At 49.2% G+C, this 16,470-nt stretch carries 10 protein-coding genes; 3 read left to right on the forward strand and 7 right to left on the reverse strand.

Annotation, left to right across the window (positions count from 1 at the left end; all coding sequences use genetic code 11):
- Positions 1-463 precede the first annotated feature (463 nt).
- Positions 464-2,419 (reverse strand): peptidylprolyl isomerase, encoded by a 1,956-nt coding sequence (locus B5D40_RS07850; protein ID WP_078776479.1) that lies wholly within the window; start codon positions 2,417-2,419, stop codon positions 464-466.
- Positions 2,420-2,640: 221 nt separating this feature from the next.
- On the opposite strand from B5D40_RS07850, the gene nadB reads away from it, so the two are divergent.
- Positions 2,641-4,230 carry an L-aspartate oxidase gene (gene nadB, locus B5D40_RS07855; RefSeq protein ID WP_078776480.1) on the forward strand — a complete coding sequence of 530 codons (1,590 nt, stop codon included), beginning with the start codon at positions 2,641-2,643 and terminating at the stop codon, positions 4,228-4,230.
- Positions 4,231-4,348: 118 nt separating this feature from the next.
- Here nadB and B5D40_RS07860 read toward each other — a convergent pair whose 3' ends face one another.
- The 4 genes from B5D40_RS07860 to B5D40_RS07875 are packed head-to-tail and all read right to left on the reverse strand — an operon-like array spanning position 4,349 to position 9,861.
- Positions 4,349-5,920: a glycoside hydrolase family 57 protein gene (locus B5D40_RS07860; protein ID WP_233134271.1), complete on the reverse strand. Its 1,572-nt coding sequence runs from the start codon at positions 5,918-5,920 to the stop codon at positions 4,349-4,351.
- A gap of 12 nt (positions 5,921-5,932) precedes the next feature.
- Complete coding sequence (locus B5D40_RS07865; RefSeq protein WP_078776481.1) at positions 5,933-7,150, reverse strand: DUF4912 domain-containing protein; 1,218 nt, start codon at positions 7,148-7,150, stop codon at positions 5,933-5,935.
- A gap of 21 nt (positions 7,151-7,171) precedes the next feature.
- Complete coding sequence (locus B5D40_RS07870; protein WP_078776482.1) at positions 7,172-8,419, reverse strand: hypothetical protein; 1,248 nt, start codon at positions 8,417-8,419, stop codon at positions 7,172-7,174.
- Positions 8,416-9,861, reverse strand: a complete 1,446-nt coding sequence (locus B5D40_RS07875) for a hypothetical protein (RefSeq protein ID WP_143394421.1) — start codon at positions 9,859-9,861, stop codon at positions 8,416-8,418. The genes B5D40_RS07870 and B5D40_RS07875 overlap by 4 nt, the downstream gene beginning before the upstream one ends.
- A gap of 182 nt (positions 9,862-10,043) precedes the next feature.
- Between B5D40_RS07875 and thrC the strand changes: the two genes are divergently transcribed.
- On the forward strand, positions 10,044-11,381 hold the full coding sequence (gene thrC, locus B5D40_RS07880; RefSeq protein ID WP_078776484.1) for a threonine synthase: 1,338 nt from the start codon (positions 10,044-10,046) through the stop codon (positions 11,379-11,381).
- 3 nt (positions 11,382-11,384) lie between these two features.
- Positions 11,385-12,629 (forward strand): nucleoside recognition domain-containing protein, encoded by a 1,245-nt coding sequence (locus B5D40_RS07885; RefSeq protein WP_078776485.1) that lies wholly within the window; start codon positions 11,385-11,387, stop codon positions 12,627-12,629.
- A 542-nt stretch (positions 12,630-13,171) separates the two neighbouring features.
- Here the strand turns inward: B5D40_RS07885 and pepT are convergent.
- Together pepT and B5D40_RS07900 are read right to left on the reverse strand one after the other, a co-directional pair.
- Entirely contained in the window at positions 13,172-14,407 is a 1,236-nt protein-coding gene (gene pepT / locus B5D40_RS07895) for a peptidase T (protein ID WP_078776487.1), read from the reverse strand.
- 17 nt (positions 14,408-14,424) lie between these two features.
- Complete coding sequence (locus tag B5D40_RS07900) at positions 14,425-16,470, reverse strand: ATP-dependent DNA helicase (RefSeq protein ID WP_158222130.1); 2,046 nt, start codon at positions 16,468-16,470, stop codon at positions 14,425-14,427.

A 16,470-nucleotide genomic window follows, 5' to 3' on the forward strand; every position in this document is an offset into this window, starting at 1 on the left:
GGGATATAGTCTTTTTCACAAGCTGAACTCCCTTTTAAAGAGAAACGTTTTTTCATAAAGTGATTTTTCTCGCAGGTTGCGAGGTGTTTTGCATTTTGGCTAGCCGTTTCTCCTATATTTCCAACTCCCCACTACCTTCTGATTACTAGTCGCTAACCATGGTTCGACAACCGGTTGCTGAGCCTGTCGAAGCACACCAACCAAGCAAATCGAGGTGGAATTTTATATATAAATCCCAAAATAATAAACAAAGACTCATTAGTCATCCACCTTTCGTAAACTTTTGTTTACGCCATGTATAAAAACACACTGCGATCCCCCCTCTACGCCTCATTAAGCACTTCAGCCCAATTTCACAGAGGCTCTCAGGAAATTCTTTTTAAATGCATCCGCATATAATTCCCCACAAAAAAGCTCCTTGAAAAAGGAGCTTGAGAGGAGTACAAATTTTCCCGAAATTTTATTATTCGCGGTAATAAAGATCCAGATTGTTTTCGATATTGGCCGCTTTTTCCAGATTCTGCACGTAGGTATTAAAGAGCATCGCATAGCCAAAACGCCAAGTATTCGCCAGATCTTCGGTCAACGCCGCTTTGAAAGCCACTGTGTCCGGCAAAGTGCGGGAAAGAATTTTCACCATGGCCGCACCATCATTGGTGACGACAGGTTCACCCCATTCGCCCACTTTCTGTTTGGAAAGCACCCGGAACAAGGTCGGGTTGGAATAGCCGATTCCCGGCACAAAGCCGTCAAAGGACGCTGTCGTTTTTTCCATCGTCACTTTTTCAATGCTGGAATCCGCTTTTGCTGTTCCCGTTGCCGAATCCGTTTCCAAAGTTACCGCCTTGATTTTTTCCTTGACAGAGTTCAAGTGGCTTTTGGCGGCATCTTTCGCTTCGCCCAGGGCAAGCCGATTCTTAATTTGTTCGTAATACGGAGCCACGTTGCGGGAACCGGCAGTCAAAGTTTGGAGACGAGTTGCCACCAGAGCAAACTGGCTGTTTTTCAATGCGCCGGAAACTTTTCCTTCGGCAAGATCCGGACGTTCCTTATTTACAAAGGCAAACGGGGCAAGTCCGCCGACAAAACCGATTTCCGAAATGTTGTCACCGCGTCCAAGCCAAGCGGTTTCACGAACGGGAACCTGCCGAGCCTTGGCCGCCTCTTCAAACGAAGAATCCCGTTCTTCGACGGCACTTTTAATGGAAAGAAGAATCTGTTCCAAACTGTCGATCGTTTCCGGGGAAGCTGTCACCGAGAAGAGAATGTGGGCCGCCTTGACTTTTTCCGTACCATCCGCTTCCTTTTTCTTGCCCAGACTCTGGATGATGTGATAGCCGAACTTCGTGCGAACCGGTTCCGAAATCGCCCCGGAATCCAAAGCAAATGCGACGTCTTCAAATTCCTTGACCCAAGTGCCGCGAGCGGTGTAATCCCCGAGAAGGCCTCCGTTCGCCGCCGTTCCTATATCTTCGCTGGAAATTTTTGCCATGTCTTCAAAGCTGGTCGCCGAGCTGGAATCTTTCAACTGGTAATAAACGGTCATCGCATACTTGCGAATTTCTTCTTCGTCCTTTTCGGTCGGAGCAATCGGCAAATAGGCATAAGCCAAGCGGACCTGGTCGTTTTCCACAAAGAAGCTGTCCGAATGGGCGTTAAAGTAGGCGGAAACTTTCAAGCTGTCCACGGACGCCGGATCGACCTTGAAATCCGCGGTGGACGCATAAGCCACTTCGAGTTCCTGCGAAGCGAGGCGATTATTCACATTCCACTGGGACTCCAAGCTCGTCGGATGGGCATTCGCCGTCACAAAAATCTGGAGCTGGTGCAGCGGAATCGTCATCGTCGAAAGTTCCTGTTCGTAGCTCTGCATATTCAGCCACTCGTAAGCGGCCGGCGTTTCCAGCCAGGCATCATAAGCGGCCTTGTCAAAAGCCGTGTCCAAAAGGAATTGCGGCAAAGTCTGGATAAAAGCCTGAACATTCTGGGCGGCTTCCTGTTCATTTGCCGAGCCGGCTTGAATGGCATAAATCCGCTGTTGCGCTTCTTCACCAACCATACGGCGAACGGCATCCGGATTATTCCGCAGTTCATTTTTCATTTCGACAACGGAAGCGGAAAGGGCGTTCTCGTTGAACTGCACCTTGAGGAGTTCCTGCTGAACGAAAGTCTGGAAGACGGAATTGCGAAGCTGCACGCGCTGTTCATCGCTTATATTCTGACCGCGATAATTGATTTCGGTGATGCGGTTCACCCGATTATTGAATTCCGCATAAGGAATTTCCACGCCGTCAACCCGACCAATCGGATACTGGCGGGACAGTTCCGGAGTCCGGTCCATAGCAAGAAGACCAAGAGCAATACCTACAGCAAAAATGGCTATGACCCATTTCGCGTTTTCGTTAATCCATGTCAGCATAAAGGAAACTCCATTTCCATTTGATTTGCCGCAAATGTAGTAAATCGAAAAAGAAAAGCGAACGACTTCGCCAAGATATATCTGTCAGATTTGCCTTTGTATTCTTTCTGAAACGCCGAGAATGCAAAAGGAAAAAACAGGAGCGTATCCGAAAATATAGCCGATTAGCACTTTTTTTGCTATTATAGAGCCGCCTAAAAAATCTCTACCGAGAGGCTACAGTGTACGATATATTGATCCTCGGAGCCGGCATTTCCGGTTTAAGCGCGGCCCTTAAAGCTGCAGAACATGGCCATTCCGTTTTAATTCTGACCAAGGGACCCAAACCGGACGGTTCATCCAATTATGCCCAGGGCGGCATCTGCTCCGTGACAGCTCCAAACGATTCTTTTAAAATACACGAAGAGGACACCTGTGAAGCGGGTGCGGGCCTTTGCAAAAAGAAAGCGGTTAAAATTCTGGTGGAAAACGGTCCCAAAACCATCGAGCAGCTGGTCAAATGGGGAGTGCAATTCACCCCGGCAGAGCCCAACGATTCCAACATCCGCTTCGATTTGCACTTAGAGGGCGGACACAGCTGCCGCCGCATCCTGCACGCCGCCGACTTGACGGGCAAAGAAATCATGCGGGCGCTCATCGCCAAACTCCACGAATTTCCCAATATCACCTTTTTGGAAAACGCCCTTGTCGCCGATCTGGTTTTGGACAAAGAAAAGAAAAGGGTTTGCGGAGCAAAAATCATCCATCAAAAAACGGGAGAGACCGAAGCGATTTTTGCCAAGGTCACTCTGATGGCAACCGGAGGAGCGGGACGGCTTTGGCAGCACACCATCGACCCGCCTGATGCCTGCGGAGACGGCATCGCCATTGCAGCACGCGCGGGAGCCGCCATTCAAGATGTGGAATTTATGCAATTCCACCCGACTTCCCTCTATGCGCCGAGCCTCAAAAAATCCTTCCTGATTTCGGAAGCGGTCCGCGGTTTTGGCGGCATTCTAAAAAACAAGGACGGCAAAGAATTTATGGACGGCGTTCATCCGCTGCGCTCGCTCGCTCCCCGCGACATCGTCGCTCGCGCCATCCACCGGGAAATGAACCGAACCGGCGAACCCTGCATGTTTTTGGACGTGACCGCCCACAACCCCAAAGACATCAAGACGCACTTTCCGCACATCTATGCCAAATGCCTTTCCGTGGGAATCGACATGACAAAGCAATGGATTCCCGTCGTCCCGGCGGCGCATTATATGTGTGGCGGCGTCCTCGTCGATACCTGGTCCCGAACCAAACTCGAAGGCTTCTACGCTTCGGGCGAAGTGGCGGCGACCGGCGTTCATGGGGCGAACAGGCTCGCCTCGAATTCCCTTTTGGAAAGCGTCGTCTTTGCGCTCCGGGCTGTGGAGAGCATCGAAAAATCGGGCATTCTCAAAAAATCTTTCCGAGCGCCCAAAGTCCCCTCTGAAAAAGTCCTTGTCAAAGGCGGCGACATCTGGAATAAGCGCAAACTGGAAGCCAAAAAGCTCATGTGGAAAAAATGCGGCATTGTCCGCTCCGTAGCAGAGCTTAAATCGGGGCTGGAAGAGCTGCGCAAATACAACCGCGAAGTGGAAGAAGAAATGAAAAAGGATTCGCCCAAAACCATAGCGCTCCTGGAATTTCGCAATGCGGTGGAAAGCAGCATCCTCATCGTTAAAAGCGCACTCGCCCGCAAAGAATCTCGAGGGCTGCAATCTATTTTGGATTACCCGAAAACTTCCTCCAAAATTGTGCATCACACGACTCGGCTCAAGTACCCGCTAGAAGAAAATTAAGGGAATTATATACAATCCCCTGCTAGACATTCGCGATTCCATTTTTTTCAAAATGGAATCTTTTTTCGCGAGGGAAACTCAGTTTTCAGTTCCGACTCCCAACTTTCAACAGGTCCCGTCAGCGATTCAGCCACGGGAAGATATTATCCCGCAATTCGATTTCGTTCAACAAAGATTCATCTTGAAATACGCCCTGAAAAAGGGACAGCAATTTCATAAAGCCCCGCTCGTGTTCGGCAAGGCGATTTTTTGCATAGCCGCCAGCGGAATTGTTGTGAATCATGAACGCCCAGTCCGACGCCTGGAAAAGTACAAGCTCCCTTTCCATTTGTGCCAGAATCCGTTTTTGCAACGGCGATTTCGGGTTCGTTTTCTTTGCGCTCTGAAAAAGCGAGAACATTTTGAAAAACTTGGGATAAATAAATTCCACTTGCGGATTCACCCACACCGAAGCAAATCCATTCTCTCCCCACGAAGAAAAAATCGGGTTATGCGGCACGGCATCGTCCGGATCATTTCGCATTCCATCGACCGAAGCGAGCTGTAAAATCCGAGACGAAGCTGCCCATTCAAAAACCGATTCGATAAACTGGGGACCTTCAAACCACCAGTGTCCAAAAAGTTCCGCATCGTAGGGGCAAAGGACGCAAGGCGAATGCGACGGCATCTGCGGAGCGAGTTCCGCCATCTGCGCTTCCCGATTGGCGACAAAAAGCCGAGCGTGCTCACGAGCGAGATTCATCGCCTGCCACGGGCGATACACCGACTTCTGTTCGCCTCCGGTTATCCGATAATATTTGAATCCCGTATCGATGGGCGTATCTTTTGCCATGAAATAAGCACCGAGATATTGAGAATCCAATTCCTGCGCAATATCCCTGTAAAATTCGCGATAGTCCGGGTGCCCCGGATAGCCGCGCTGGCGACTCCACACTTCCACGGAACTCGACTGTTCCCGACCCAAAGCCAAAAGCCCCGCCGGGGTCCTCACCGGGGCAAAAACGCCGAATCGGGGCGGCGGATCGGCAAGAAGAATGCCGTGGGTTTCCATAAAGAAAAATTCAAAGCCTTCTTTGGCGAGATAGCCATCCAAGCCGTCGAAATAACCGCACTCAGGCAACCAGACTCCCCGAGGGCGCCGACCAAAGGCGCGCTGGAAAGCTTCTACCGTCAATTTCAACTGCATCCGGATGCTTTCCGGTTCCGCCTGGTATGCAGGCAAAAATGGATGCGTTCCCACGCAAGTCAAAAGCGAAAGCTTCCCCCGTTTTTCCAGCCTTAAAAATTCCGCAAGAATATCCCGATGCAAACGCTCTTCCCACAATTCAGCAAGTTCCATCATGCGAGAGGCGTAAAACTGGGCGACCTGAAGTTTTTCGTAATCATCAGCAAGCCGATGGAGTTCTTTTTTCGCCAGCTCCTGCAATTTTTGCAAATGCACGGAATAGCGATTCAACAAAAGAGGATCCGAAAGCATGGCAAGGAGCGTCGGCGAAACGCTCAAATTTATCGTTCCGGGAATGCCTTTTTCCGCAAGACGAGACAACGTTTGCACCAAAGGAAGATAGGTCTCGGTCAAAGCTTCAAAAAGCCAGTTTTCTTCTAGAAAACGGTCATAACTCGGATTGCGTACAAACGGCAAGTGCGCATGCAGCAACAGGAAAAGCTTGCCATTGCAGTCGGTTATCAAAATCGCTCCGGCTTATTCGGTTCTTTTCACAACAACAGGAACAATCGTCGTCGGGAAATCGCCATCCTTGTCCGTCGCAAACACAGGAATTATCTGCGTGGAATCCGGCAAATCCTGTTCAAAGGAGAATGTGCCGTCGGGATTCAGCGGGAACGGTTCACCGCGGACTTGCAAGTGGGCGTCCGGACGGGTTCCGCCATAAACGATCAGACGGGTTTTGACCCAAAGGAAGAAATCCTTGCCGTAATTGACGGAATCCGGAGAGGGTTGCAACTGCTGCGCCAAAGCTCCGCTCGAAAGAATGCCGCCGCTCGAAAGCGAACCCGAAAAGAACGATTCCGAAGAACTCGCCAGATGTTCCAACCAGGAAGCCACGGTCTGACTGGAGAGTCCTGAGCTGCCGAAGCCGCCGATTCCCGCACCACCAAGGGAAGCCTTGAAAAAGACGCTGTCGGAATTCTTGGCGGAATTTTTCACCGTTTCATAGCTGAAAACTTGCATGGCAGGGGCCTTAACCAAAGGTTTGAATTCTCCCTTGGGCGATTTGGTCCCCAATTCCGCGCGGAACGAAACGGATTCGCGATTCTGCACGTACCAGCTTTTGGCGTCAGACGGAACTTCGATGTCCTGAAATTTGCGATTCTTGTTTTTGCGGACAGTCAAATCCTTGGAAACATCGTAAAGGCGCAAGACCAGCGTGCCTTTGCCCTGAAGAGCTTTGTCGAGACGTTCTTTTTTCACGTCCCAAAAGGCGTGCATAAAATTGGGATCCCGCTGCATCAAAACCAGATATTCCGGAGAGAGTTCCGTAGCGGCCTTGACAGGAATCGCTTTTTCCTCCGGCTTTTTCTTTGCCGTCGATTTTGCCACCTTTGAGGCTTCTGCCTTGACGACTTTGCTTGCAGACTTTTCGGTGGTTTCCTTTTTGGCGGCGGCTTTGGACACGGATTTTTCAACCGCTTCTATCTTGGCGGCCACTTTAGATACGGACTTTTCGACTTTTTCCGTAGCCTGGGCCACTTTAGCCGAGATCGTCTTCTTGACAGACGCCGATTTTTCTTCGGCATTCTTCACCACCGACTTTTTCATCTTTTGGAATTTGGACGCCACATTAGCCTTGGCCTTGCGCGGAGCCGATTTGAGTTCTTCGACCTTGGATTCCACTTTCTGCGAAATCGATTTCAGTTTTTCCACTTTGGTCTTAGCGGAAGCCTTTTTCTTTGAGTCCATATCAACTCTCCTTTAATGCAATCAATGCACCGTTTTCGGTTTATTACCCCAATTGCCTACACCGGTTAAACCGATTGCAATTCCAATGAACTTTTCGTCCCAAACCGTGTCGTCGTCCGACTGACGCAATCCTCCCTGGACAGCGATATCGATTTTTGTGCTTCGCCGACCAAGGGGGAACCCGACACCGAGCGAGCCTCCAAATTCCTTGACATCAGCAATGTAATAATTTCTAAACCATCCGCCAAAACGAAAATCCATCCTTTGCAGATATTTCTTGAAATAATCCGAAGATCCCGAGCGTTCATAGCCCGCCCCAACCAAAAACTCCGTCTGTGTCGAAGTGGAATCTTCCAAATTCCAGCCACCGGCGATGTTCCGAATGTCCATATCCCAACCGCGGAGCATAAAGTCCAACATAATATGGTGCCGTTTTTTGAATCGGTAAGCGATACCTGTCGCTAGCGTGGGCGGGACGTCAATATCCCGGCGAAGTTTTGTCGGCACGAGAGTGTCCACCTGACTAAACTGCAAATCGTAATCCAAAGTATTTCTCAAGGTGTAACCCGTCGTATAGGAGAAATAGTAGGAAGCGCGATGCCCCTTGTAAAACACGGCACCCGTATAGTAAGCGGGATGGTCTTTAATTTTCCACGAACCATCCGCCGATTCCGTCAGTTCCGCATCGTTTGTCGCCCAGCTGTCTTCAGCGGGAACCTGGCTGTTGTCTGCGCCAAGAGTCAATTTACGGGAAACGGAGCCCATCACAAAATGAGCGGCAAAACCGAGGGAAATCTTCCGAAAGAACGGCATCCGAACCGCATAAGCAGGAACTATCTCGTAAATGTTGCCCTTGTATTCAATTTTGGCAAGGCTGGTGTTCTTGGGATCGTCCACCTCTTCGTCCAGATTCGACGTGTATTTTTGAGAAAGCGAAAGCGACACGGCACCGAATTTGTGCATGGCAAACAAGAACGAGAGCGAAGGGATTTCCAGCGTAGAAGAGGCATAGGAGTTTCCGCCCCGAGACGCGACATTTTCTTCAAAAACCATGGACGCATTGAAAGAAGTATTCTCTTCAAAAGCGATGGACGCCGGGTTCCATTCGACATAGCCGCTCAAAGCTTTTGCGCCGCCCGAATAGCCCCTGCCGAGCGTTATCGCCGAAGCGCCTTCGGTAGGTTTTCCAAGAGCTTCCAAACCCAGCATCGAAGCCGCATGCACACTCAATGCCAACAGAAAAATCCATAAAGGGATGCTGCGTTTCATTCGTCGTCCCCCCGCTTCGTCGCCAACCAGATTTTAAGGCTAGCAGGCTGCCGAATATAATCCGAAAAATCGTAACGCGAATAGGTATAATAATCCATGAAAATGGTCACCGAATCGCCGGCATCCGTAATGTGGTCGTAATAGAGAGTGTCATAAGGTGCCAGCATGGAATATCCCAAGCGCAGAACCACTTGCATTTTCGCGCCTTTTCCCGCCCGATTGATAAACGAGCGCATTCCCTGCGTCAGCTGCAACGCCAGAGTGTCGCCGTCCATAAAGACCAGGTTCGGATGACCTTCTTTGGCGACAAGTTTTTGGTTCAGCTTGTAAATTTCGGAAGCCTGTTTGTCCGTTCCGTTGGAATCGACAAAAGTCGCCGCGACCACCTGAACGGGAAAGCCCAATTCCGAGCCCTCCTTCGAAGAACTGCGGGGCATTTTCAGTTGGGCAAGCACAACCGCCTGTCGCACATCGTTGCTGTCGCCTTCCGTGTAAGGGAACTCGTCGCCATAAAAATCGCTCAACGCCGAAAGAATTTTTTCACTGGGAATTTCGACCAGCAAGGATTCGAGCACGCCGCCATGCAAGACCACGCAATCCGAGCAGGTTTCCGCCGATGAACTGGCAATCGCCGCTCGGAAAGCCCAAATGTTCTTGTATGTATCCCGAGAAATGGTGTCTCCCCCGACAACGCTAGTTTCCGAAAAAGCCTTGATACGCAAAAACGGAACGACTTCCGAACCCGGTCCAGTAAAGCGATACAGGCGTTTGTTTCCCGACAACGAAACTTTCAACTGCAAGCGGGCCGCATCCGAAACCCGGGTCAGCGATTCATAAAATGCACTGGGCAAATCAATCCGCACCGCCGAGCTCAAAGAAGAGATCTTCAGTTCAAAGGTCGTATCGGCGGAATCCGCCCCCACAAAAGATTCCCGCAATTGGGAACGCCAAACCGAATCTTTGACTTTACCGACGCTATCCACAAAGGACGAACCCGTTCCGGTTTCCAAAATCCAGGAAAGCTTGACTTGCACGGACTCCTTCAAAGGAAGAGAATCCTTGTAACCCGCCTGCACATAAAATCCCGAATCCGGATAAAGCGCCAGAAACGCCGACCGAAACTCTTCGGCACTGTCCGCCCTGAAACGCGCAAAAAAACTCCGGTCGCGAAAACCAAAGTCCAAAATCCATTCGTGCTTCATCCCGTTGATTTCGCCGGCAACGCCCTGATAATAATTGATGCGAGGCGTGCTGTCGAAACCGACCGAATAGGAATCTAAAGAGATGTCGTCTATTTCAACGGTCTGCACCAGATAATTGGAAGGAAATCCCTGATCGTCAAGCCAGGCCACTAGAGAATCCCCGTCGGAATCAAAAATGCAAGACGCTAAAAGCAGCATCGGCAAGACAGCAAACAACAATAGCGATTTGAATTTCTTCACGGAAACTCCGAAAAAAGGAAATAACAGCCCCAAATATACAAAAAGGAAAAAAGCTCGCCATACTCTCACTCTGGAAGCATCTCCAAACCTTCCCTCTTTACCCGCATCCGCTGAATATGCAAAATCCATTTGTCGCCGTTCATTTAAATAACTATACTTGTTCAAAAATTTTCGAGGCCACTATGAAACCTTTTCACGCCTATTTTCAGAGCATCAACGAGAACGACACCTACCCGCTAGACGAAGTTATTTACCGCAGCAAGGTCGATGGGAGCCTTCTTGAAGTACATCATGACCGCGATGCACTCGCCGAACGTTCCCCGGACGAATGGAAAAAGCTCTTTGCCGAACGCCGGATGAGTTTCAAACCCGCCGACATGAGCGGCGTCTGGAGCAAACGGGAAATGGTTCTGCCCGAAATTCCCGAAGAGGACATTGTGACTCTTCGCGAAGGTTGGAGTCCTCTGTTTGACGCCCAAGCGCTCGCTAAAGAAATCGGACTCAAAAAGCTGTGGGTCAAACTCTGCGGAAATTCGCACACGGGCAGTTTTAAAGATCTCGGCATGACGGTTCTTGTCAGTCAGGTCAATTCGATGATCAAGCGCGGAAAACCGATTGACGCTGTCGCTTGCGCCAGCACGGGAGACACCTCCGCCGCTCTCTCCGCCTTTACGGCAAAAGCCGGAATTCCCAGCATCGTATTCCTTCCGCGTGGCAAAACGAGCGTCGCCCAGCTGATTCAGCCGATTTCCAACGGCAGCATCGTCTTGGCCCTCGACACCGACTTTGACGGCTGCATGAAAATCGTGCAACAGGTCACCGCCGACAACCGCATTTATCTGGCGAACTCGATGAACAGCCTCCGCGTGGAAGGACAAAAAACGATTTCTCCCGAAATCTGCCAAGAACTCGGCTGGAAAGTCCCAGACACCGTCATCATTCCAGGCGGCAATTTGGGCAACGTCAGCGCGCTAGCCAAAGGATTCGACGATTGCCTCGCCATGGGACTCATCGATAAAAAGCCCCGCATCGTCCTCGCCCAAGCCGAAAACGCCAACCCGTTCTTCCAAGCGTATCAGCGCGGATTCGATAAGCTCGTTCCCGTCCACGCGAAAAAGACACTCGCGAGTGCAATTCAAATCGGCAACCCCGTCAGCTACCCGAAAGCGGAACGCGCCATCAAGAATTACAACGGCATTGTCATCGACGTTTCCGAAGACGAACTCGCGAACGCCGCAGAACGCGCCGACAAAATTGGACTTTACGCTTGCCCGCATACCGGCGTCGCCCTAGGCGCACTTCTGAAACTCCGCGCCCAAGGTGCCATCGACAAGGACGAAGAAGTCGTCGTCATCAGCACAGCGCACGGCCTCAAATTCACCGAGTTCAAAGTCGCCTACCACAAGCAGGAACTCGAAGGAATTTCGGCAAAATATGCGAACCCGATTTTCGAAGCTCCTGCGGAACTCGGTCCGGTCATGGACATTCTCCAAAAAGAAATGGCTAACCGGAGAAGATAACCGATGATTTTGAACGCCATCTGGCTCCTGTTCTTTTTCGGAGCGTTTATCGCATGCGTTGTCCAATGGCTCGCCATGGGCAATTCGGGGATTTTCAATTCGACAATTCTCGCTGCATTTGACATGTCCAAAACGGCGTTCGAAATCGCCCTCGGGCTCACGGGCGTTCTCAGCCTGTGGCTCGGGATTTTAAAAATCGGCGAAAAGGCGGGAGCCATCCAAATCCTCGCCAAACTGGTGCAGCCTTTATTTACACGGCTCTTTCCCGAAATTCCCAAGGGACATCCCGTCTTTGGCACGATGCTCATGAACATCAGCGCCAACATGCTCGGTCTTGACAACGCGGCAACGCCCATGGGACTCAAAGCCATGAAACAGCTGCAAGAACTGAACCCGAATCCGGACAAATCGGTCGCCAGCGATTCGCAAATTCTGTTCCTCGTGCTGAATGCTAGCGGGCTAACCCTGATTCCCGTGAGCATCATGACATACCGGGCGCAGCTGGGCGCTGCCAATCCATCCGATATTTTTCTGCCGATTCTTCTTTCTACTTTTTTCAGCACTCTCGCCGGAATCATCGCCATCAGTTTTTTCCAAAAAATCAAGATTAAAGACCCCGTAACCCTCGCTTGGATTGCCGGCCTTTCGGCACTTGTCATCGCGACTCTAGCCTACTTCAGCCGCTTAACGGCGGAAGCCCTTGGCACAACGAGTCTCTTTGTCAGCGGCATCATTCTTTTCGGCGTGATTATCATTTTTCTGGGACTGGCCATCTACAAAAAGATCCGCGCTTACGAAGCTTTTGTGGAAGGAGCCAAGGAAGGTTTTCAAACCGCTATCATGGTCATTCCCTACCTGGTGGCAATTCTCGTCGGAGTCGCCGTATTCCGGGCAAGCGGAGCCATGGATTTGCTGATGAACGGCATCTCTCATCTTCTCGGATTTTTCGGGATCGGAAATGATGTTGTTCCCGCTTTGCCGACCGCTCTCATGAAACCCCTCAGCGGCAGCGGTTCCCGTGGCATGATGATCGATGCGATGAAAACTTTGGGGCCAGACAGCTTTGCCGGACGATTAAGCTGTATGTTCCAAGGTGCTGCCGATACGACTTTCTACATTATCGCGGTTTATTTTGGCTCTGTCGGTGTTCGCAAAACACGTCATGCGGTCACGTGCGCTCTTATCGCAGACCTCGTTGGCATCATCGCCGCCATTTCGATAGCCTACATATTCTTTCCGCCGACATAGGTACTTTCAAAAATCAGCGATTAGCATTAAAGCTGTCAGCAACGTGAGAAGCCCGTTTTTAAAATTCAATGCGGAAATGGGAATTATATATAATATTCCACCAAATACGCGCGATTCAAAATTTTTCGCAAGAGAGAACTTCTTTTCAAACGGGGCATTTTTCTCGCTGACCGCTATGCTTCGCCAGTCTATGAGTCTTGGGAACTTGTTCCGTAAAAAGATTGCCGCGCTACGCTCGCAATGACGAGGTACTGGATCGGATAGCTCCGCCATTGGGAACTTTTTTCCGTCACCCCGAACCCCAGAGGGGTTATACGACACTTGTCAATTTATTGACTTAGTGGAGTTATCCTCTATGTGGATATACGACACTTGGTAACTTTGTTACCTTAGTGGAGTTATACTCTATGTGGATATACGACACTTGGTAACTTTGTTACCTTAGTGGAGTTATACTCGAAGTGTAGAAGCAATCCTTTTATATAAAGCCCCGCTGAAATCATCGTATTCAACACCATTCATTCCTTTCCTGCGACCTTTCTTCAACATTTCACAATGTTCAAAATGATTTGCACAACGGTTTCCATACCTTCCACGCTAATGTGTTCAAAGGGACCGTGAAAACCATAACCTCCCGTTCCCAAATTGGGGCAAGGAAGTCCTTGATACGAAAGAAGCGCCCCGTCCGTTCCGCCCCGAATAAGACTATCGACAGGCTCCAAACCCGCATTGCGAATCGCTCTCCGCGCCCTTTCCAAAATTTCAGGATGCTTTTCAAGCACTGGCCGCATATTGCGATAGGAATGCTTTAGCTGTATGACAACCGCAGGATTTTCCGCCGTGCCGCCGTATTTGGAATTGAAAATTTCGGCCAGTTTTTGCAAATAGCCGCAGCGAATCGCAAATTGCTTTTGATCATGATCGCGAACGATATACACCAGCTTTGCACTAGAAACATCGCCCTCCATTTGTACCAGATGATAAAAGCCTTCTCGCCCTTCCGTCATCGCAGGAGTTTCATTTTTGGGAAGTGCCATCGCAATTTCTGCAGCCATTAAAGCCGCATTTTTCATAATTCCTTTTGCGTCCCCCGGATGTACGCTTTTGCCTTTTATTTCAAAAATCGCCGTGGCGGCGTTAAAATTTTCAGAAGCAATCTCCCTTTCATCGCCACCATCTACCGTATAAGCGAATGTCGCCGGGAACAAGTTCAAATCAAAATGCTCCGTTCCCCGCCCGATTTCTTCGTCGGGGGTAAAGCAAACCCAAATTTCACCATGATGAATTTGTACAGAATCTTGATTTGCCCGCACCAGCATTTCCATTGCCGTAACGATTTCTGCTATACCCGCTTTATCGTCTGCGCCGAGAAGGGTCGTGCCATCCGTCGTAATCAAAGTGCGCCCTTTCCAATTTTTGAGTTCAGGAAATTCCGAAACTTTTAGAACAGCACCCGATCCTTTTAACAGTACATCTTCCCCATCGTAATTTTCTAAAATCTGCGGCTTTGGATTTTCACCGGAAAAATCGGGAGATGTATCCATGTGGGCAATGAATCCTATCGCTGGATTCGCTTCATCACCTGGTGTCGCAGGGAGCATTCCATAAACATAACCGTTCGCATCCATTTTCACTTGTAGCAAACCGATTTGCTGCAGCTCTTGCACCAAATAACGCCCCAAATCCAGTTGTCCAGACGAACTAGGGCAAGTTGCCGAAGCCTCATCAGAAGTCGTCGTAAAATGAATGTATTGCAAAAAACGTTCTAAAAGTGTCATCCGAATTTCCTCAAAATTCAATTTTCTTTCCAAATGCCCGTATCCCGTTGAATCACGGTCTGCTGTGCTTCGATGAGCCGTTCTTTAGAAACGATGACCGTCAAGCTGCCCGGATTTTTTTCGCTCATTTTTACTCGGGTGATGCCTGTGTAAAGAATTTGGCGATTCAGCAGCGGATGCCCTTTTCGCGACGGAAGAAACATCAAGATATTTCGGTAGCCAGAACCCTGGGACTTGTGAATGGTAATGGCGAACGCGGATTCTAGCGCATCGTTTGGAAACAGGGAAAGCAAGTAGCAAGAGTAGGCGGAACCGATTTTAACCATCAAATAATCCACGCCATCCCGGTCTTTCACCACTACACCCGAATCGCCGTTATACAGATTGAACATGGGCAAATTTTTAGTGAACATCAAAATTTGTCCTGCAAAAAATTGACCTTCCAAATCGGAAGACTCCGCTTTTGTTTTTTTACGCAGGCAGGAGCAAATGATTTGATTGATATTTTCCACCCCTTGAATTCCTTGGCGTTCCGCCGAAAGAATCCGGGCGTTTTCCGCGGCGTCCCAAAGCTTTTTCCGAACTTCATTTTCCTCTTCGTCCGGATTTTCTACAGATGGATTGACTTTTTGGGCTAACTCCGGCAAGTTGCTACAGAATTTTTCCGCCCAGCTTTGAAGCCATTGAAACAGCTCTTTTTGCATTTTCTTCGTGGACTTCGCATTCTCCCCGAGGGAAGCAAATTGAAGTGCATTTTTTTCAGACCACCAATCGGCATTCCAAATTTTCACGCCACCGCATTCCTGAAGGGACGTGTTTAATTTTTCAACACCCGAATCTTGGATTCCTTTGGCAAAACGTCCCACTTTAGAATCATCCGGGAACCGATTGGATTCCGTCAGTTCTACCACAGCATCTTTTCGGAGTCCCAGCAACTCGCCCAGAACGGCACCGGCTTCTACGGAGGGAAGCTGGTTCTTGTCGCCCAAAACGAACAAGCGAAAATCCTTTTGGGGCAAAGCTTCGAGAAATGAAGCGAAGAGGGTCACGTCAATCATGCTGGCTTCGTCAATGACAAAAATCGAATTTTCAGGAAGACGATTTTGGGCATTATAAGTAAACGCATTTTTTGCCGGAGAAAAAGAAAGCAAGCGGTGCATGGTCTGCCCGTCCACATTTTGAAATTTTTCTTCAATTTCGGGATGAGCCTCTTTTTCTGCAACTGGAATATCTTCCAGATTTTTCACTTCGCCCAAGCGGTTGGCGGCCTTGCCGCTGGGAGCCACGAAATACAAGGACCAATTCAAGTTTTCCAGAGAATTTTTGAAAAGATTCCAAAGCAAAAATTGCACCACTGTCGTTTTTCCTGTCCCCGGGCCGCCTGTAATAATCAGGTTGTTTTTTTGTCCGCATAAAATGGCTTCGGCTTGCGCTTGCTTTAATTCAAAACCATCATGGCGAGACTCTTCGATGATATTTTTAATTTCCTCTTCGGATGGTTTGGATATTCCGTAAAATACGGAGCTTTCCTTTCCGAATACTTGGGAAATCGTCTCCTTGGCTTTCCAGAATTTATCGGTAAAAAGGAAGTTTTTTTTTGCTCCAGCGTATTTTTCAACAACTAGAGGAATTGAAGAAAAACGTTTCGCATTGAGGATGTCGTTTCCTTCCGGGTCTTGAATTGGAGTGTTCGCAAAATCCTGCAATTCAGAACAGCCTTTTTCAAAAATCCTCTGAAAATTCTCCGGCAAGGCTTCCACGCTGTCACCGGCATCCAATTCGTTTTTTTGCTGAACTTGCGCACCAGAAATTTTTTGAAGCCACTTGTCGCACAAATCCTTGGAATCCAGAGGAACGCAAACATTGCCCTCCGCCAACAAGGAAAAATAGACCAGCAACGTCTTTTGCGCATTTTCCGAAAGCGGTTTTTTGTCTTTATTTTGCAGCTCGGCAAGGGTGTTCACCAATTTCAAATGCAGCGGACGCACAAGCCCTAGATCTTTTAATTCGTTAAAAAATTTTTTCACCGATTCCGAAGGTTTCCGTTTCATTTCATCAGACAT

Origin of the sequence: Fibrobacter intestinalis (assembly GCF_900167415.1) — a bacterium.
In the GTDB taxonomy this organism is placed as follows: Bacteria; Fibrobacterota; Fibrobacteria; order Fibrobacterales; family Fibrobacteraceae; genus Hallerella; species Hallerella intestinalis.